21 protein-coding genes and 1 tRNA gene are annotated in these 18,458 nt (G+C 58.7%); 1 reads left to right on the top strand and 21 read right to left on the bottom strand.

Going from position 1 to position 18,458, the window contains the following annotated elements; translation table 11 throughout:
• Positions 1 to 146: 146 nt before the first annotated feature.
• From U367_RS0115750 to U367_RS0115845, 20 genes are all read right to left on the bottom strand, one after another.
• The gene (locus tag U367_RS0115750) at positions 147 to 1,721 is read right to left on the bottom strand and encodes a hypothetical protein (RefSeq protein ID WP_028617739.1); all 1,575 of its coding nucleotides are present in this window, start codon (positions 1,719 to 1,721) and stop codon (positions 147 to 149) included.
• 117 nt (positions 1,722 to 1,838) lie between these two features.
• Positions 1,839 to 3,125 (bottom strand): OmpP1/FadL family transporter, encoded by a 1,287-nt coding sequence (locus tag U367_RS0115755; RefSeq protein ID WP_028617740.1) that lies wholly within the window; start codon positions 3,123 to 3,125, stop codon positions 1,839 to 1,841.
• A gap of 316 nt (positions 3,126 to 3,441) precedes the next feature.
• A tRNA-Lys gene (locus tag U367_RS0115760) sits at positions 3,442 to 3,517 on the bottom strand.
• 63 nt (positions 3,518 to 3,580) lie between these two features.
• The gene (queC, locus tag U367_RS0115765) at positions 3,581 to 4,255 is read right to left on the bottom strand and encodes a 7-cyano-7-deazaguanine synthase QueC (protein WP_028617741.1); all 675 of its coding nucleotides are present in this window, start codon (positions 4,253 to 4,255) and stop codon (positions 3,581 to 3,583) included.
• Between the two features lie 16 nt (positions 4,256 to 4,271).
• A complete protein-coding gene (gene queE, locus U367_RS0115770) occupies positions 4,272 to 4,919 on the bottom strand; it encodes a 7-carboxy-7-deazaguanine synthase QueE (RefSeq protein WP_010208116.1) in 648 nt (215 codons plus the stop codon).
• 164 nt (positions 4,920 to 5,083) lie between these two features.
• Positions 5,084 to 5,917 (bottom strand): tol-pal system protein YbgF, encoded by an 834-nt coding sequence (ybgF, locus tag U367_RS0115775; protein WP_016975447.1) that lies wholly within the window; start codon positions 5,915 to 5,917, stop codon positions 5,084 to 5,086.
• Between the two features lie 6 nt (positions 5,918 to 5,923).
• The gene (gene pal, locus U367_RS0115780; protein WP_003209827.1) at positions 5,924 to 6,424 is read right to left on the bottom strand and encodes a peptidoglycan-associated lipoprotein Pal; all 501 of its coding nucleotides are present in this window, start codon (positions 6,422 to 6,424) and stop codon (positions 5,924 to 5,926) included.
• 55 nt (positions 6,425 to 6,479) lie between these two features.
• On the bottom strand, positions 6,480 to 7,760 hold the full coding sequence (gene tolB / locus U367_RS0115785) for a Tol-Pal system beta propeller repeat protein TolB (RefSeq protein WP_032864323.1): 1,281 nt from the start codon (positions 7,758 to 7,760) through the stop codon (positions 6,480 to 6,482).
• A gap of 17 nt (positions 7,761 to 7,777) precedes the next feature.
• Positions 7,778 to 8,851, bottom strand: coding sequence for a cell envelope integrity protein TolA (tolA, locus tag U367_RS0115790; protein WP_016975448.1), 1,074 nt, complete (start codon positions 8,849 to 8,851; stop codon positions 7,778 to 7,780).
• Complete coding sequence (gene tolR, locus U367_RS0115795; RefSeq protein ID WP_161634127.1) at positions 8,851 to 9,303, bottom strand: protein TolR; 453 nt, start codon at positions 9,301 to 9,303, stop codon at positions 8,851 to 8,853. Before tolR ends, tolA begins: the two co-directional genes overlap by 1 nt.
• A 23-nt stretch (positions 9,304 to 9,326) precedes the next feature.
• On the bottom strand, positions 9,327 to 10,022 hold the full coding sequence (gene tolQ / locus U367_RS0115800; protein ID WP_010208111.1) for a protein TolQ: 696 nt from the start codon (positions 10,020 to 10,022) through the stop codon (positions 9,327 to 9,329).
• A gap of 1 nt (position 10,023) precedes the next feature.
• Positions 10,024 to 10,479, bottom strand: a complete 456-nt coding sequence (ybgC, locus tag U367_RS0115805; RefSeq protein WP_015885610.1) for a tol-pal system-associated acyl-CoA thioesterase — start codon at positions 10,477 to 10,479, stop codon at positions 10,024 to 10,026.
• Positions 10,480 to 10,618: 139 nt separating this feature from the next.
• Positions 10,619 to 11,677 (bottom strand): Holliday junction branch migration DNA helicase RuvB, encoded by a 1,059-nt coding sequence (gene ruvB, locus U367_RS0115810; protein WP_003193867.1) that lies wholly within the window; start codon positions 11,675 to 11,677, stop codon positions 10,619 to 10,621.
• Complete coding sequence (gene ruvA / locus U367_RS0115815) at positions 11,678 to 12,289, bottom strand: Holliday junction branch migration protein RuvA (RefSeq protein ID WP_003175802.1); 612 nt, start codon at positions 12,287 to 12,289, stop codon at positions 11,678 to 11,680. It abuts the gene before it with no gap.
• A gap of 67 nt (positions 12,290 to 12,356) precedes the next feature.
• Positions 12,357 to 12,881 carry a crossover junction endodeoxyribonuclease RuvC gene (gene ruvC / locus U367_RS0115820; protein ID WP_016975450.1) on the bottom strand — a complete coding sequence of 175 codons (525 nt, stop codon included), beginning with the start codon at positions 12,879 to 12,881 and terminating at the stop codon, positions 12,357 to 12,359.
• 140 nt (positions 12,882 to 13,021) lie between these two features.
• Complete coding sequence (locus U367_RS0115825; protein ID WP_028617742.1) at positions 13,022 to 13,768, bottom strand: YebC/PmpR family DNA-binding transcriptional regulator; 747 nt, start codon at positions 13,766 to 13,768, stop codon at positions 13,022 to 13,024.
• A gap of 135 nt (positions 13,769 to 13,903) precedes the next feature.
• Positions 13,904 to 15,679 carry an aspartate--tRNA ligase gene (gene aspS, locus U367_RS0115830; RefSeq protein WP_028617743.1) on the bottom strand — a complete coding sequence of 592 codons (1,776 nt, stop codon included), beginning with the start codon at positions 15,677 to 15,679 and terminating at the stop codon, positions 13,904 to 13,906.
• Between the two features lie 107 nt (positions 15,680 to 15,786).
• Positions 15,787 to 16,008, bottom strand: a complete 222-nt coding sequence (locus U367_RS0115835; protein WP_016975453.1) for an FmdB family zinc ribbon protein — start codon at positions 16,006 to 16,008, stop codon at positions 15,787 to 15,789.
• Positions 16,009 to 16,176: 168 nt separating this feature from the next.
• Entirely contained in the window at positions 16,177 to 16,509 is a 333-nt protein-coding gene (locus tag U367_RS0115840; protein ID WP_028617744.1) for a ribbon-helix-helix domain-containing protein, read from the bottom strand.
• A gap of 180 nt (positions 16,510 to 16,689) precedes the next feature.
• On the bottom strand, positions 16,690 to 17,163 hold the full coding sequence (locus U367_RS0115845; RefSeq protein WP_028617745.1) for a Dps family protein: 474 nt from the start codon (positions 17,161 to 17,163) through the stop codon (positions 16,690 to 16,692).
• 415 nt (positions 17,164 to 17,578) lie between these two features.
• Here U367_RS0115845 and U367_RS1000000132590 point away from each other — a divergent pair, with 415 nt between their 5' ends.
• Positions 17,579 to 18,181: a cold-shock protein gene (locus U367_RS1000000132590; protein WP_016975455.1), complete on the top strand. Its 603-nt coding sequence runs from the start codon at positions 17,579 to 17,581 to the stop codon at positions 18,179 to 18,181.
• A gap of 69 nt (positions 18,182 to 18,250) precedes the next feature.
• Here U367_RS1000000132590 and U367_RS0115855 read toward each other — a convergent pair whose 3' ends face one another.
• Positions 18,251 to 18,457 carry a SlyX family protein gene (locus U367_RS0115855; protein ID WP_010208093.1) on the bottom strand — a complete coding sequence of 69 codons (207 nt, stop codon included), beginning with the start codon at positions 18,455 to 18,457 and terminating at the stop codon, positions 18,251 to 18,253.
• Position 18,458 lies beyond the last annotated feature (1 nt).

Here is an 18,458-nt window from a genome sequence, read left to right on the forward strand (position 1 = left end):
TGTTCATCAAGCACGGGTTAAAGTGAAGCTGCGCAAGGCTACAGAATATCCAAGGCTTGCAAAAGCCTAATCTGGCATTCGTCGGTGCGTCTGTCGGGCAAAAAAAAGGCGCCTCCATCACTGGAGGCGCCTTTTTTACAGCCGTATCAGCGTGCCAGTGCGGACGGATCTTCCTGCAACATTACCGAAGCATGCAGGCTGGCCAGGGCTTCTTTAACAGTGGACTCCTCCAGCGCATCCTTGGACTTCTTGCTTTCCTTGGCGGCGTATTCGAGCAGCACCAGGTAGTCGCGCTTGACCGACGCCTCTTTCGGCACCGTGGTGTCTTCCACCAACTTGCCCATCACATACTGCTGCGTGCGGGTGTTCTGGCTGGCACTTTGGTCGAGGGTTGCACTGGCCAGCAGGCCGTCCTTGTAGGAGAGCTTGGCCGAGCTGCTGACCTTGTCCTGCACTTGTATGTAGCGATAGTTCTGCGACTCTGCGTTGCCGTCCAGGGCAGGCGCTTTGCCGCCCTTGAGCCCTTTATGGAAACTCGCGGACAGGCTCGACTGCTGGTCCTGGCTGACACTGCGATCCAAGGTGCTGGTGCCGCCGACGCGGGTCTTTTGCGAAACCTCATAGGCGAAACTGTCCACCTCAGACGGACGCATCGGGTTCGGCGATTCGCTGGCCTGTATGATGGATGCCTTGAAGTCCGCCAAGCCGGTCAGCAAGCCCTGATCAGTCGAGTTGCGCGTCAACGCTTCGGGCAGGGTAACGCCCTGTGGATAATGACTATTCATGGCGCTGAAGGCGTCTTTGAACATCGCCATCAGCTCTGGCTTGGCACTGCCGCGCTCCTGTGCCCGGTCGAATTGGGCGAGATAGCGTTGCAGGGCCTTGGCCTGTTGCTTGGCGTTGCCGAGGATCGCGGCGTTTTTCAGGTCGACGGCCAAGTTCAACTCGCCGAGCGGGCCCCTCATGCGGGTGGTGCGGCTTTGGCTGTCCGCATGGAAGGCCAGGCTCAGGTCCTGGCCGTCCAGGGATTTGAGCTTGGCATTGAGGTCCACCGACGCCAGCAGCTTGGTATCAAACTGCGTCAGTTGGCTCAGGTCGAGCTTCGGCGGCGTTGCCGTCAATCCATCTACGGCGGACTGGAAGGCGCTGCCCAGTTTGCCGACGGCCTTCAGTTCCTCATCGCTCAAGGTGCCACCGTCTACTGTGGCCTGCACGCCCAGGCCATCGGTCTGGCTCGAGAGGCTGAAGGTGACGGTCTTACCGCTGGCGGTCTTGATGCTGAGGCTGACCAGGTTGTCGGCCTTGGTGTGCAGCAGACCCTGATCAACTTTGATTTCACCTGCGTTCGCCGCGCGGTCGGCACTCGCGAACATCACCGACTGGGAAATCCCTGCCCCGCCCTTGGCGAACTGCGCAATCAGGCCAGCGCCCAAGCCACTGAAGCGGTTGGCCGTCGACTGCGAATTGAAGTTGGCGTTGAGCGATTTGCTGAGCGCGTCCTGGCTGTCACTTTCCCAGGCGCGCACGGTCTCTTGACCCGGTAATTGCCCGCGACGGGAATAGGTGTCGGAAAGCGTATCGGAGACGACGTTGCCCAGGCTGACGACTGAAGAGGGCCTCTTCAGGCTGACTTCAATGTTGTGCGTCAGGGTTGCAGGCGGCGTTTCTGTCGGACGGACGATAAGCGTATTGCCGGTATTAATAGGCGAAAGCGTGGTCATGACGATCCCTGTCTTGAGCTGAGCAATGCTCAATTTAACCAAGACTTCGATCGATTGACAGCACATAGATAGCAAAGAGCCATGCCAAAAAACTGGCTCTTTGCGGTTTTGCGAACATCAGAAGCGGTAGGTCACCGATCCGCCGAAGCCATTGGCGCTGTTTTCATACTTGGCATCGTAGGTCAGGCCCACCTGGGAAAGGTTCTGACGGACCTTGATCGGCTCTTCCTTGAGGTAGGAATACGCCACATCGAAGGTCAGGTTGTCGACAGGGGTCCAACCGGCGCCCAGGCTGAAAACAGTGCGGTCACCCGTAGGAATTCGCACTGAACGGTCGGTGTTATTAGTCGGCGTCTGGTCCACCGAGAAGCCGGTCCGTAGCACCAGTTGTTTGTTGACCCGATACGCCGCGCCGATGGCGTGGGACCAGGTGTCATGCCAGTGCTGTTGCTCGGTGATCGAGCCAAGGCCACCAAATTGAGCAGTGAGATCGGACACGCCATCGTTGTTGATGGTGATCTTCTTCAACTGGCTCCAACGGGTGTAGGTGCTGCCGAGGTAGAGGGTCCAGTCGTCATTCAGTTGATGGGTGACCGAAAAATCCACCGAGGATGGCGTGGTGACGTTCAAGCTGGCGTCATAGTGCTGGGGCCCACCGTCGAAGGCATCGGAGATCACCCCGGAGGCGTGGGTCTTGCCGGTAAGGTGGTAGACCACCTGCGAGTGGTAGGTCACGCCGATACGCGTACTTTCGAGGGGTTGCACCAGGATACCGGCGTTGAACCCGGTGGCGTTGTCGTCGCCTTTGACCTTCACACTTTCGCCCGCGCCGCCACCCAGCGGCACATTGGAGTCCAGCTCGCCATTGATGCGATTGAAGGTCGGGCCGAAGCCTACCGACACCTTGTCGTTGAAGGCATAGCTGACCGTCGGCTGCACGGTGATGACCTGAACCTTGCTCTTGTTGCCGAAGCCATTGCCCTGGAAGCTGTGCTCATAGTCGGTCACCAAGCCGAACGGGGCATAGATGCCTAAACCGAACGCCCAGTGCTCATCGATAGGCGTGACCAGATACCCCATCGGCACGGCAATGCCGGGCACCATATCGCCCTTGTTGGTGCCTGGGTTGTCGGCACCGAACTGCGAGGAACTGGCGTCTTTGATATCGGTTTTGGCATCGAGGTAAGTCGCACCGAGACTGACTTCATTCTGCTTCAGGCGAGACATACCGGCGGGGTTGCCAAACACGGTACTGGCGTCTTCGGCCGATGAGGAGCGACCGGCATAACCCGTGCCCATTGAACTGATACTTTGTTCATTGAGCGCGAATCCACCGGCGAACAGCTGGGTTGAGGCAAGGGAAACGGCGAGCGCCAAGGCGCCTTTAAGAGTTTTGTTATTCATTATTAGGACTCGAATTGTGGGGCAGCGACGAGGAAGCTACCAACGTTCGAGCGAGGGGTTTATGAAGAGTTTTTCATGCGGTTGATTGTCGGACAATCCTAGGATATTCAAAGACTTTAGCTGTTTTTCATCCCCAATAATGACCTTGAAGCCTGATCATGACCCATTGGTTTTGAACAGAGCCTGACAATGGCTCGGATACAAAAAACCCCAGGCACTTCGTATGCCTGGGGCTTTCTCTGTATTCCAGCAGGCAAAAAAAAACCCGGAAATCCTCACTTGCGTGGGCCTTCCGGATTTTCTAAACCGCCAAAAATGGTGGGTCGTGTGGGATTCGAACCTACGACCAATTGGTTAAAAGCCAACTGCTCTACCAACTGAGCTAACGACCCGCTGTGTGGTGGCGCGTATAATACTGATTTCTAAGGATTATTCAACACCTTATTTGAAATAAATCAGAAATAACGCGTTGGGTCAGTAATTCCGGCCGCTTGGAAGCCTTCTGCACGCAGTCGGCAGCTGTCGCATTTCCCACAAGCACGGCCGTCATCGTCTGCCTGATAGCAGGAAACAGTCAGCGAATAATCCACGCCAAGTCCTACACCAGCCTTGACGATATCGGCCTTGCTGAGGTTTTGCAGCGGCGCCAGGATACGGAAGCCCTGCCCTTCTACACCGGCCTTGGTCGCCAGGTTGGCCATGCGCTCGAACGACTCGACGAACTCTGGGCGGCAGTCCGGGTAACCGGAGTAATCCACTGCGTTGACGCCAATGAAGATGTCGCGAGCGTTGAGCACTTCTGCCCAGCCGAGGGCCAGGGACAGGAACACGGTGTTGCGTGCCGGCACGTAGGTCACCGGGATGCCTTCGCTGGGCGCTTCCGGCACATCGATGCTGCTGTCGGTCAGCGCCGAGCCGCCGATGCCGTTGAGGTTCAGGCCGATCACCTTGTGCTCGACCACGCCCATCTCACGGGCAACACGCGCGGCGGCGTTCAGCTCGGCGCGGTGACGCTGGCCGTAGTCGAAGCTCATGGTGTAGCAGCTGTAGCCTTGCGCCTGGGCCATGGCCACCACGGTGGCCGAGTCGAGGCCGCCGGACAGCAGGATTACCGCGCGTTTTTGATCCATTGTGTGTTCAGTCATATCAGCGTCCTGGCTCGTCGTTCCAAAGGTATTTATGCAGCTGCAATTGCAGGCGCACCGGGAGATTGTCCGCAACCACCCAATCAGCGAGGTCGCGTGCGTTCAGGTCATGGTGGCTTGGCGAAAACAGTACTTCGCCTGCGCGGCGGTCCAGCCCGTATTGAATCAGCTTGGAGTTCGCCCAGTCGTAGTCGTCGCGGGAGCAGATCACGAACTTGACTTGATCGTTGGCCGTCAGCAGCTCGATGTTCTCGTAGCGGTTACGGTGCGCTTCCTTGGAGTCGGGGGTCTTGAGGTCGACCACGCGGCTGACACGGGGGTCGACCGCAGAGATGTCCAAGGCGCCACTGGTCTCCAGGGAGACCTCGTAGCCGGCATCACACAGCTGCTTGAGCAACGGGATGGCATTGGGCTGGGCCAACGGCTCGCCGCCGGTCACACAGACGTAGCGCGGCTTGTAGCCGGCGACCTGCTCCAGGATGTCATCGAGGGTGCGCACCGTGCCGCCACTGAAGGCGTAGGCGCTGTCGCAGTATTGGCAACGCAAGGGGCAACCGGTCAGGCGCACGAATACTGTGGGCAGGCCAGCCGTTCGCGTTTCACCCTGCAATGAGTAAAAAACTTCGGTAATACGTAATGTGTCTTGCATAGTCGCCACGGGCGTAACAGCTAAACAGGCTGTCCGCCTCCGTCAGGCACTTTGAGGGACCCCGCCAACGCGTAGACCCCAAAAAGCGTGTTTCATAAAAGGGCGTGGATTCTAACGAAAAAACCCGCGACAGGCGCGGGTTTCTTCTAAACGGGCTGCATCGCTTACAAGCGTTGCAGATCCCGTTGGGCCAACTGGGCAGCGGAAGTCCCCGGATATTGGGCCACAACCTGCTGCAGAATGCCTTTGACCTTGTCGGTATGACCCAGGCGGCGTTCTACGTCAGCGAGTTTGTACAGCGAATCCGGCACCTTGGCATGCTTGGGGTACAGCTGGCTGACCTTGGCAAATGCCTGGCCCGCGCCCTGTAGATCACCCTTGGCCAGGTTGACTTCACCCAACCAGTATTGGGCGTTGCCCGCGTACTGGCTGTTCGGGTATTTACGCAGGAAAGCGGTAAATGCCTGGCTGGCCTTATCGAAATCCTTGGCTTTGATCAAGTCGAAGGCTGCATCGTAATACAGCTTTTCCTTAGCCGGATCACCCGGTTCGCTGCTCGCGGCAGGGGCTTGGCTGGCAGCCGCCCCTGCTGCTGCACCACCGGCAGCAGCGCTTGGCGCGCCACCGGCAGAAGAATTATCAGGAGTTGCGGCAGGTTGAACGCCGGCTCCAATGCGTCGATCAAGATCCTGGTAACGCTCCAGGCCTTCTTGCTTCAGCTGGTTCACTTGGTTCTGCAGTACTTCAATGGTGCCTTGTTGCTGCGCCAGTTGATCCTGCATGCGTTGCAGCTGGTTGAACAGTTCGCCCTGTGCCGAGGGAGCGGACGTAGCCGCTCCCCCCGCATAGGCGCCGTTCGTGCCATAACCTGCTGGCGGATAACTGCTCCCGCTATTGTTATAGCCAGAGTTGCTATCTTCCACAGGAACCGCAGCCCACACCGCAAGCGGTGCGAGGCTGAGAGCCAATACAGTTAGAGCACGACGGCACGTTCGCATGACGAATTACTTACGCAGTTCGACGCGACGGTTTTGAGCCCAGGACTGCTCGTCGTGGCCAGTAGCAACTGGACGCTCTTTACCGTAGGAAACCAGTTCCAGTTGGCCTGGAGCAACACCTTGCAGTACCAGGTAGCGCTGAACGGCTTTCGCACGACGCTCGCCCAGTGCCATGTTGTACTCACGAGTACCACGTTCGTCAGTGTTACCTTCCAGTACAACGCGAGCGCCGTTAGCTTTCAGGTCCTTCGCGTGAACGTCCAGAGCGCGCATGGCTTCTGGTTTCAGGTCCGAACTGTCGTATTCGAAGTAGAAAGTGGTGATAGCGCGCAGAGCAGCTTCTTCGCTCAGGGAGCCGTCAACCGCACCAGTGTTAGCGCCGTAACCAGCGTTTGGATCAACAGCTGCGCCTTCACCGGCATTGTCGCCGCCTTTAGACGAGCAACCAACGGCTACGGACAGAGCCAGAGCCAGAGCAGCAAACTTACCAAACTTCAGCATTTCCATCGTGAAACTCCTAATGAACCCCAGTGTGTTAAGTACTTCTTTTTGTAGCGCCGCGTCAGTTCAGGTAAGGGGACCAGGATGGTTCTCTGACTTCGCCTTGTGCGGTAGGAAGTGGGAGCCTTACGCGTCCATTTATGGACACGAGCATCAAGACTCCCCGGCCCTGCTGGCGGGTGGCGTAGATTACCATGGTGCCGTTGGGCGCAACAGTGGCTGACTCATCAAGGTTGGTATCTGTGAGGATTTTTACGGTTCCGCGCTGCAAATCCTGGGCCGCAACCCGGAAATTAGTGAAACCATCCTGACGGTGAATCATCACCAACGTCTTTTCATCGGCCGAAAGCTTAGGGTTGGCGTTGTAGTTACCGATAAAAGTAACACGCTCTGCCCCACCACCATTCACGTTCGCCTTGTAGACCTGTGGCTTGCCGCCTCGGTCAGAGGTGAAGTAGATGGTCGAACCATCCTTGCCCCAGAACGGTTCGGTGTTGATGCCCGGGCCGCTGGTTACGCGGGAAATCTGGCGCGAAGCCATGTTCATCACGTAGATATCCGGGTTGCCATCCTTGGACAGCACGAACGCCAGGCGCGAACCATCCGGCGACCAGGCCGGTGCACCGTTGAGGCCTTCGAAGTTGGTGATCTGCTCACGACGGCCAGTATCAATGTGCTGGACGAAGATACGCGGACGCTTCTGCTCGAAGGACACGTAGGCAATACGCTTGCCGTCCGGCGCGAAGCGCGGCGACAGGATTGGCTCACGGGATTGGAGCAAGGTCACAGCCCGTGCACCGTCGTAGTCCGAGCGCTGCAAAGTGTAACGAGTGTTGTCTACAGAGAAACGTTCAGCCGTTACGTACAGCAGACGCGTCGAGAACGCACCCTTGATACCGGTGAGCTTTTCAAACGACTGGTCCGAGATGTAGTGGGCCATGTCGCGGATCTGCTCGGCAGTGCCCGACACGCTGCCGGTCAAGACCTGCTGTTCGGTCGCCACGTTGAACAAGGTGTAGGTGATTTGCAGACGACCACCGGCCGGCGTGATATTGCCGACCATCAGGTACTGCGCACCCACCGCTTTCCAGTCGCGGAACACGACTTCGCTGGCCTGGTTTGGCTGGCTGATCATGTTGCCTTTTGGAATCGGTGCGTAGTAACCGGAGTTGCGCAGGTCGTCGCTGACGATCTGGGCCATGTCGTCCGGCAGCACGCTGCCGCCCTGCCAGCCGAACGGCACTACCGCGATCGGGGTGGCCCGATCGCTACCGCTGGTGACCAGAATGTTCTTTTCATCCGCCGCCGCTATCCCTGCCATACAGCAAATAACGACAAGCATTCCTCGAAGAAGGTTTCTCACAAGGCTAGATCCTCAGGTGTGAATGTCATCTTGAATGAACGATAGGGAGCGAAGTCGCTTGGTTTCATTCCCTGCATCTCGGTCAACCGGCCAATATTCTTGACCGCGGCAACCGCCGAACTGTCGAACGAACCGTCACCACTGGACTTGGACACGCTGACCGAAGTCACCGTACCGTCCGGCAACATGCCGATCTGCAGCACTACTGTCATGCCTTTACGTGCCGAAGGTGGACGTGTCCATCCCTCTGCTGCCCGCGCCCGAATCAGGTCGTCGAAACTGCCCGCGACTTCATCACCACGTTCATCGGCCAAGGCTTGCTGACGCTGCGGCGTGTCGGAGAGCAGATCTGCCAAGGCCTGGGCCTTTTTCTCTTCGGCGGATTTGCGCGCTGCTTCCTGGGCCTTTTTCTTCTGGGCGTCGGCGGCAGCTTTCTTCTTCGCGTCGTCGGCGACTTTTTTCTTCGCCTCGTCTGCTTCAGCTTTTTTCTTGGCGTCTTCGGCGGCTTTCTTCTTCGCGTCTTCGACTATTTTCTTCTTGGCGTCTTCAGCGGCCTTTTTCTTGGCCTCTTCTTCAGCAGCCTTCTTGGCTTCTTCTTCAGACTTCTTCTTGGCTATATCAGCCAATTGTTTCTCTTCGGCCTTTTTGGCTTCGGCAGCTTTCTCGGCTTTCTTGGCTTCATCAGCCTTTTTCGCCTCGTCCGCTTTCTTGGCTTCGTCAGCCTTTTTCGATTCCTCGGCCTTTTGAGCCGCCTCTTCTTTCTTTTGTTCCGCAGCAGCCTTCACCGCTTCCTGCTCGACCTTCTTCTGTTCCATCTGTTCGACTTCAGTCTGGCGCGCAGCCGACTTCTGGGCCTCACCCGCAATCTTCTGATTGGTCTGGGTGGTGGCCTGACTTTTCGATTTCAGCTGATACAGGGTCGCCTGCACGATCGGCTTGGCTGGCGGCAGGTCCGGAGTCATGGCAAAGCTGACGAACAGCATGCCAAACACCAGGACGTGCAGGGCAATTGCCCAGACGCTAGGCCAGAAGTAGCTTTCCGAGGCGGACGGCTCTCGCTGTTGCTGCATCAGGGCGCCTCGGTAATCAAGCCAACGTTACCCACGCCGGCCTTCTGCAGCCCGCCCATGGCGCCCATGACGGAGCCGTAGTCGACCGCCTTGTCACCGCGGATGAAGACCTGGGTGTGCTTGCCGCCTTCGTTGCCGGAACGAATGATCTTGGTCACCGCATCGGTCATCGCCGGCAAGGTCAGGGCCTTGTCCTGCTGCTTCTGAGTGTCGACTTCGCTGCCAAGGTTCCAGTAATAGGTCTTGTCGGACTTGATCGAAATGGTCAGCACCTGGGTGTTGTTGTCTTGCGGCAAGGCTTCGCTGGAAACCTTGGGCAGGTCAACCTTCACACCCTGGTTGAGCATCGGCGCGGTCACCATGAAGATAACCAGCAGCACCAGCATCACGTCGATGTAAGGCACTACGTTCATCTCGGCGACCGGCTTGCGCTTGGTTCGAGCTCGAGTGATTAAAGCCATCGTGAGATACCTGCTTATTCTTCGCTGGTGTGCACTTTACGGTGCAGGATCGCCTGGAATTCATCGGCGAAGGTGTAGTAACGGCCAATCAGGTTCTCGCCGCGAGCAGCAAAACGGTTGTAGGCAATTACTGCGGGGATAGCAGCGAACAGGCCGATCGCGGTGGCGATCAGGGCTTCGGCAATACCTGGCGCCACGGTAGCCAGGGTCGCTTGCTGGGCCTGGGCCAGGCCACGGAAGGAGTTCATGATCCCCCACACGGTACCGAACAAGCCGATGTAAGGGCTTACGGAGCCGACGGTGGCGAGGAACGGCAAGCTTTGCTCAAGCTTCTCTTCTTCACGGGAAATGGCAACGCGCATGGCACGAGCCACACCTTCCATGACCGCTTCCGGGTCAACACCTGGCTGCTGGCGCAGGCGGGAGAATTCCTTGAAGCCGGCGCGGAAGATCTGCTCGACGCCCGAATCCGGGTCCGGGTTGCTGCCCGCCTGACGGTAAAGCTTGGACAGGTCGATACCCGACCAGAAGCGCTCTTCAAAGCTCTCCAGGGCACGTCGACCGGCACGCAACAGATTGCTACGCTGAAAAATCATGACCCAAGAGGTAACCGATGCAGCTACCAGGGTCAGCATGACCAGTTGAACCACAACACTGGCATTGCTGACCAGGCTCCACATGGAGGAATGGTCGACGACGGTAGGTTCCACGCTAAATCTCCTGCTTTGATTGTTTACCCGCGCCGCTTACGTCGGCAAAGGCCGCACGTAGAGCTTCGGGAATGGCCCGGGGTTTCAAACTATTGGTGCGCACACAGGCCACCAGGAACTGCCCCTCACAGAGCAGCGTTGCATCCGTTGCCCGCCTGACCTGCTGCTTGAAACGCAGGCTGACACGGTTCAATTCGATTACTTCAGCGCTGACCAACAGTTCGTCGTCCAGCCGCGCCGGCGCGTGATAGCGCGCCTCGCTGGAATGCACGACGAATAACAGGTCCTCCCCTGCCAGCTGGGATTGGGCAAAGCCCAGCTCCCGTAGCCGCTCGGTTCGAGCCCGCTCCATGAACTTGAGGTAGTTGACGTAATACACGATGCCGCCCGCATCGGTGTCCTCGTAATAAACGCGACAGCGATGTGCGAACGACTGATCCCCGTTTTGCGCGCGCATACTCTAGTGCTTACTCCTCAGGTTGCCAATCCGGCTGGGCAACTGTTTTTTAATCCATCGAAACATTTCGAGTGACTGAATGACGACACCAGCCACTAGGACAGCACAAACCTCGGATAAATCGTCTGGCGTGAAGCTTTTAATCGTCCACTGCATCGAGGAATTCGTCTACTACAGGCATCTCGCCCAATCGTGACGGAATGTTTAACCCGAAGTGCAGATAGGCGTGGCGCGTGACGACTCTCCCCCTCGGCGTACGCATGATGTAACCCTGCTGGATCAGATATGGCTCCAGCACATCCTCAATGGTATGGCGTTCTTCGCTGATGGCCGCGGCCAAGCTGTCGACGCCTACCGGCCCGCCGTCGAACTTCTCGATCATGGTCAAGAGTAGACGCCGATCCTGGTGATCGAAGCCGTGCTCATCCACATCCAGCAGGTTCAACGCCAGATCGGCCACCGCCTTGGTGATATGCCCCTTGGCCCGCACCTCGGCAAAGTCCCGCACACGGCGCAGCAGACGGTTGGCGATCCGAGGCGTACCACGGGCCCGGCGGGCGATTTCAAACGCGCCTTCCGGGTCCAGCGGCAAACCGAGAATGCTCGCCGAACGACTGACGATGGTCGCCAAGTCCGCCGTGCTATAGAACTCTAGACGTTGAACAATGCCGAAACGGTCTCGCAAAGGGTTGGTCAACATACCGGCGCGGGTGGTGGCCCCCACCAGGGTGAAAGGCGGAAGATCGAGCTTGATCGAACGGGCCGCCGGGCCTTCGCCAATCATGATGTCGAGCTGGAAGTCCTCCATCGCCGGGTACAGCACTTCCTCGACGATCGGCGAAAGCCGGTGAATCTCGTCGATAAACAGCACGTCATGGGGCTCGAGGTTGGTCAGCAACGCCGCCAGATCCCCCGGACGCTCCAGCACCGGGCCGGAGGTGGACTTGATCGATACGCCCATTTCCTGGGCGATGATGTTGGCCAGGGTGGTCTTGCCCAACCCAGGCGGCCCGAAGATCAGCGTGTGGTCCAGGGACTCACTGCGCCCGCGCGCAGCCTGGATGAACAACTCCATCTGCTCACGCACGGTGGGCTGACCGATGTATTCGGCCAGGCTCAGGGGGCGGATGGCGCGGTCCTGGACCTCTTCACGGTCGCGCGGGCCAGTGGCTGCAATCAGACGATCAGCTTCAATCACTTAAATCATTCCCTTCAGGGCGCGGCGGATCATGTCTTCACTGCTCAGGTTCTTGTCCTTGATGGCCGACACGGCCTTGCTGGCTTCCTGCGGCTTGTAGCCCAGGGAAATCAGCGCGCTGACGGCATCGCTTTCGGCGCTGGCAACTTGGCCCGCCGGCATATCCGGCTGATTCGGCACCAGGGCGAACATACTCGGTACCACTTCCCAGGCTTTGAAGCGGTCCTTGAGTTCCACCAGCAGGCGCTCGGCAGTCTTCTTGCCGACACCCGGCACCTTGGTCAGCGCCGACGTGTCCTGGGCCGAAACCGCGCGCACCAGCTCATCCACTTCCAGGCTCGACATCAACGCCAAGGCCAGTTTCGGGCCCACGCCGTTGAGGCGGATCAGCTCGCGAAAGAAGTCACGGTCGCGCTTGCCGATGAAACCATAGAGTAGTTGCGCGTCTTCGCGCACCACCAAGTGGGTGTGCAGGGTAATCGGCTCACCGACCGACGGTAGGCGATACAGGGTGGTCATGGGCACTTCCAGCTCATACCCCAGCCCGTTTACATCCAGAATCAGGTGCGGCGGCTGTTTCTCAGCCAGGGTGCCGCGCAAGCGTCCAATCACGGTTCAGATCCTTAAAGCTTGGGGTCAGCGCATGGCCTGACCGGAAATTACGATTGCGCTGATGCTATCAGAGACGCAGCCGCCCGCCACGACTGCGTGCCGTACCCAGCCCATGAGGCAGCAAGCTGGAGCGGGTGTGCGCATGGCAAATGGCAATGGCCAGGGCGTCGGAGGCGTCGATCTGCGGTTTTGAAGTGAGCTTGAGCATGTGCATGACCATCATCTGCACCTGCTCTTTATTCGCCGCACCGGTGCCGACCACGGCCTGCTTGACCTGGGTCGCCGTGTACTCGGCGATCTCCATGCCCTCCTCCGCCCCGGCAACGATGGCAGCGCCACGGGCCTGGCCAAGCTTTAACGCGGAGTCAGCATTTTTTGCCATGAACACCTTTTCGATGCCCATGGTGACCGGTCCGTAGGTCTGGATCACTTCACGCACGCCGCGATAGACAATCTGCAGGCGCTCGGCCAACTCGCCCGCGCCGGTGCGGATGCAGCCCGAAGCGACGTAGACACAGCCGCGCGGGGTCTGTTGCACCACGCCAAAACCGGTGATGCGCGAACCGGGGTCGATACCTAGGATTAAAGTCATAACGCCTGCAGATAAGGTAAAGAGAAACCAGCATAAAACATGCAGGGTGACATGAAACCCCGTAGGAGCCGGCTTGCCGGCGATGGCGTCCTCAAGGGCCCTATCGCCGGCAAGCCGGCTCCTACAGGGGAGCGGTGTGCCTAGGAGAGCTGTTCGGCGACGGATTCCGGGATGTCGGCATTGGAATACACGTTCTGCACATCATCCAGGTCTTCCAGCATATCCAGCATCTTCAGCACTTTCTGCGCGCCATCCAGGTCCAGCTCGGCACTGGTGGTCGGCAGCATCACGATTTCCGCGTCGGTGCCTTTGAAACCCGCGGCTTCAAGGGCATTGCGCACGGCATAGAAGCTGGCGAACGAGGTGAACACGTCGATGGAACCGTCTTCATTGGTCACCACGTCGTCGGCATCCGCCTCCATCGCCGCTTCCATCAGCGCGTCTTCATCCGTGCCGGGGGCGAAGGTGATCTGCCCCTTGCGCTCGAACAGGTAAGCCACCGAACCGTCGGTGCCAAGGTTGCCACCGCACTTGCTGAACGCGTGGCGCACGGCTGCCGCGGTACGGTTGCGGTTGTCAGTCATGCACTCGACCATCACCGCCACGCCGCCCGGGCCGTAGCCTTCGTAGCTCAGTTCGACCATATCGTCGGTATCGGCAGCACCGGCGCCACGGGCCACGGCGCGGTCGATGATGTCGCGGCTCATGTTGGCGCCAAGCGCCTTGTCCAACGCCAGGCGCAGACGCGGGTTGGAGCCGGGGTCACCACCGCCCTGGCGGGCGGCGACGGTCAGCTCGCGGATCCACTTGGTGAAGATCTTGCCTTTCTTGGCATCCTGACGCTCTTTGCGGTGCTTGATGTTCGCCCACTTGGAATGGCCAGCCATAACACAACTCCGAAATTCTGTAGAAACCTTGATCAACCCCGCCCCAGGCGAGGAATAGTCCTTTAACGCAAAGGCGCATCCGAAGATGCGCCTTTTTAGACTGCGTAAACCTCAGTGCGCTTTCACGCAGCAGCCTTACTCAGCCTTAGGCGTCTCACGCAGGCGGATGTGCAACTCGCGCAGTGCCTTGGCATCCACCACACCCGGAGCCTGGGTCATGACGTCCGCAGCGCTCTGGGTTTTCGGGAAGGCGATCACTTCACGGATCGACTGGGCGCCGGTCATCAGCATCACCAGACGGTCCAGACCGAACGCCAGGCCACCGTGCGGCGGCGCGCCGTATTTCAGGGCGTCGAGCAGGAAGCCGAACTTCTCTTCCTGTTCCGCTTCGTTGATGCCCAACAGGCGGAAGACCGCTTGTTGCATCTCCTTGCGGTGGATACGGATCGAACCGCCACCCAGCTCAGTACCGTTGAGCACCATGTCGTAGGCGCGGGACAGCGCGCCCGCCGGGTTGGCTTCCAGCTCGGCCGGGGAGCACTTCGGCGCGGTGAACGGGTGGTGCAAGGCGCTGAAGCTGCCGTCGTCGTTCTCTTCGAACATCGGGAAGTCAACGACCCACATCGGGGCCCATTCGCAGGTCAGCAGGTTCAGGTCGTGACCCAGCTTGATGCGCAGTGCGCCCAGGGCCTCGCTGACGATCTTGGCCTTGTCGGCGCCGAAGAACACGATATCGCCGTCGACTGCACCGACGCGGTCGAGGATCGCGTTCAGGTTGTCCAGCGGGATGTTTTTGACGATCGGCGATTGCAGGCCGTCAACGCCATTGGCGCGCTCGTTGACCTTGATGTACGCCAGGCCCTTGGCACCGTAGATGCCGACGAACTTGGTGTAGTCGTCGATCTGCTTGCGCGGCATGCTCGCGCCGCCAGGCACGCGCAGGGCGGCGATGCGGCACTTAGGGTCATTGGCCGGGCCGCTGAACACCTTGAAGTCGACTGCCTTGAGTTGGTCGGCCACGTCCACCAGTTCCAGCGGGTTACGCAGGTCTGGCTTGTCGGAACCGTAACGGCGCATGGCTTCTTCGAAGGTCATGTGCGGGAAATCGCCGAACTCCAGGTCCAGCACTTCCTTGAACAGATTACGGATCATCTGCTCGGTCAGGCCCATGATCTCTTTTTCATCGAGGAAGCTGGTCTCGATATCGATCTGGGTGAATTCCGGCTGGCGGTCGGCGCGCAGGTCTTCGTCACGGAAGCACTTGGCGATCTGGTAGTAGCGGTCGAAGCCAGCCACCATCAGCAACTGCTTGAACAGTTGTGGCGATTGCGGCAGGGCGAAGAACGAACCTGCATGGGTACGGCTCGGTACCAGGTAGTCACGCGCACCTTCCGGGGTGGCCCGGGTCAGGATCGGGGTTTCAACGTCCAGGAAGCCGTTTTCGTCGAGGAAGCGGCGGATACTGGTGGTCATGCGCGAACGCAGGCGCAGCTTCTCGGCCATTTCCGGACGACGCAGGTCCAGGAAGCGATAACGCAGGCGGGTTTCTTCGCCGACGTCGGAGTATTCGTTGAGCGGGAACGGCGGGGTTTCCGATTCGTTCAGCACTTCCAGTTCATAGCCCAGCACTTCAATGCCGCCGGAGGCCATGTTCTTGTTCACGGCACCGGCCGGACGCAGGCGTACCTTGCCGGTGATCTTCACGACGTATTCGCTGCGCACGCGATCGGCGGCGGCGAAGCTCTCGGCGCGATCCGGATCGAACACCACCTGGGCCAGACCATCACGATCACGGATATCGAGGAAGATCACCCCGCCGTGGTCGCGGCGACGGTGAACCCATCCGCAAAGGGTGATTTCCTGACCTTCCAGGGTCTCGTTCAGTTGGCCGCAATAATGGCTGCGCATCATGGTAGTGGTTTCACTTCTCGTAATTCGAAATTCGGTGGAGGCTTGCCTCGTCACCGTGCATTAAAGCAGGGGACGGATAATGCAGGAGCCTGCGCGTAGAGTTCAACTCAGTCTGCTTTGTCGCCGCCCGCCAGGTTCTTCTTCGAGCCGGTCTTGAAGTCGGTTTCGTACCAGCCGCTGCCGCTCAGGCGGAAGCCTGGCATGGACAACATTTTCTTGAGCTGCGGCGCTTGGCAGGCCGGGCAATCGACCAGCGGCGCGGCGCTGATCTTCTGAATGGCTTCCAACTGATGACCACAGGAAGCACATTGATAGTCGTACATGGGCATGGCGATGTCTCGGCGATCAGAACGTTACTGCGCCACGCCTGCTCCGGAACAACCCGGCACGCGCAGCAAAGCGCGGGATTATATCTGGTAAATCGAGGTAGCGCAGCCGGCTTTCTGCCCAGGGGCCTTGCCCGCCTTAAAGGAGGACATGACCCCGAAGCCCGGTAGCTAAGAAGGTTGAACACGCTCTTTCAGGGCGTGAACCACACACACCACCCTGACCAACCCACTGAAGTTCTTCACGCCGCCATGACGCAAGTGCACTTCCCGATCCACATAGGACAGCAACGCACTGACCGAACAGGCATTGATCCTGGCGATTTCCGTGAGGATATTCCAATAGATCTGCTCCAGCCGCAGGCACGTGGAAAACCCGTTGAGCCTCACTGACCGGGACAATGGCTTGGCCAGTCCCATGTCGAACCCTTTAACAAAGGGGTCGACCTTTATTTTATGAAAACCACCGGTTTCCATGACTCCATTACCCACTCCGCGTGACATACACCTGACACTCCATTGCCAAACAGCCGCCCATGGGGTGTCCCATTGGGCAATCACCCTATAAAACAGCAGGCAGAGTGCGGCAGCCAGAAGACGCGGAGTTGATCGGCGTAGGACAACGCCAGGAAATGCGCGGAAACAAGCGAGCGGCGCCGGGAAGGCGCCGCTCAGGCCAGTTGTTTACTGATTTTCGAGCAGGGAACGCAGCATCCACGCGGTTTTTTCGTGAACCTGCATGCGCTGGGTCAACAGGTCGGCCGTCGGCTCATCGCTGACCTTGTCGAGCAGCGGGAAGATACCGCGCGCGGTGCGAGTGACCGCCTCCTGGCCTTCTACCAATTGCTTGATCATGTCTTCAGCACTCGGCACACCTTCTTCTTCCTTGATGGAAGAAAGACGGGCGTAGATGGAGTAGGCACCCGGTGCCGGGAAGCCCAAGGCACGGATACGCTCGGCAATGGAGTCCACGGCCAGCGCCAGCTCGTTGTACTGTTCTTCGAACATCAGGTGCAACGTGCGGAACATGGGGCCCGTGACGTTCCAATGGAAGTTGTGGGTCTTCAGGTACAGTACATAGGTATCCGAAAGCAGTCGCGAAAGCCCGTCGACGATGGATTTACGATCTTCTTCACTGATACCGATATCGATTGCCATGTTTATCCCCTTCAATTGACAAGCATTCATTGATCCGGTGCAGGACCACTCTAGCAAGTGTGCCGGTGATGCGCAGCCCGGCGCGGCAATTCGTCCCGCCTTGGCCTGCCAGAACGACACGGCCCAAGCCTTCAGTCCATGTGGGAAACGTCCCAGCAGGCTGCTGGAAAAGCCCGCACGTGTCTAGGACAAGCGTTTGACGCAGAAATGCCGTCACCCTTGCAACCCCCCGAAATGCTTGATTTGAGTAGGCACAGCCTTTGCTGTTAAATAGGCGGCGTGTCGACGCCGTTATTTTCTGCGGCAGCGGCATAGGCTGATACCCCGCGCACGTGCCCAACGCCTCCCATTGTTCAGAAGCGAACCGTGCCAGTCAGCTCTTCCTTGTGATCCGTCTTAACGTGAGTTAATCAAAATGTTGAAAATCGTCCACCTGCTAACGGGCGTTGCAGCTTTGCTGCTGTCCTTTATCCCGAGCCTGCAGCCTGAAAGCCTGCCGTATCTGGAACAACACGACGCTCTGTACCTGGCCTTGTTCGGCCTTCTTAACCTGACGCTGGCACCGGTGATCCCTTACTGGAACAAAGGCACACGTCATCAACTGCAAAACCTGGTCAGCGCGCTGTTAGTTCTGACTGTCGTCGTACAAACCCTCACCCTCCTGGCGCCCATGCCTGAAGTCGGCGGCCACCCGGCCATCCTGCTCAGCCTGGTGATTGCTGTGGCCGCCATTGTTCTTCACTTGGCCATCAGCTTCTACCGTTCGTCCCCTGCGGCCTCGTCGCAAACCTACGACATGACCAATCGGGATACCGGTACCGTCAAGTGGTTCAACACATCCAAAGGCTTCGGCTTTATTTCCCGTGATTCGGGCGACGATATATTCGTCCACTTCCGGGCCATTCGCGGCGAAGGCCATCGCGTCCTGGTGGAAGGCCAGCGTGTGGAATTCTCCGTCATGAATCGCGACAAAGGCCTGCAGGCCGAAGACGTGATCGCTGCACTGCCGCGTCGCTGATACTCAGCTTCGTAGCAAAAAAAACCGCGACCCAGCCTGGCTGGGTCGCGGTTTTTTTATGCACGCCTATTAATAGTGAGGCGGCGGCGCTTCTTCTTCGGACGTTTCGAACTGACCGCCCATTTCTTCCTGGCGCTTGAGCAACGCGGTCATCTGCAGTTGCAGGCGTTCGACGGCGCGCTGCTGGGTGACAAGGATGTCATTGAGAGTCTCGATGGTGTCGTCCTGGAAGGCCAGGCGACTTTCCAGATCGTTGACGCGGTCTTGCAGATCCATG

It is taken from the genome of Pseudomonas canadensis, from assembly GCF_000503215.1.
GTDB classification, from domain to species: domain Bacteria; phylum Pseudomonadota; class Gammaproteobacteria; order Pseudomonadales; family Pseudomonadaceae; genus Aquipseudomonas; species Aquipseudomonas canadensis.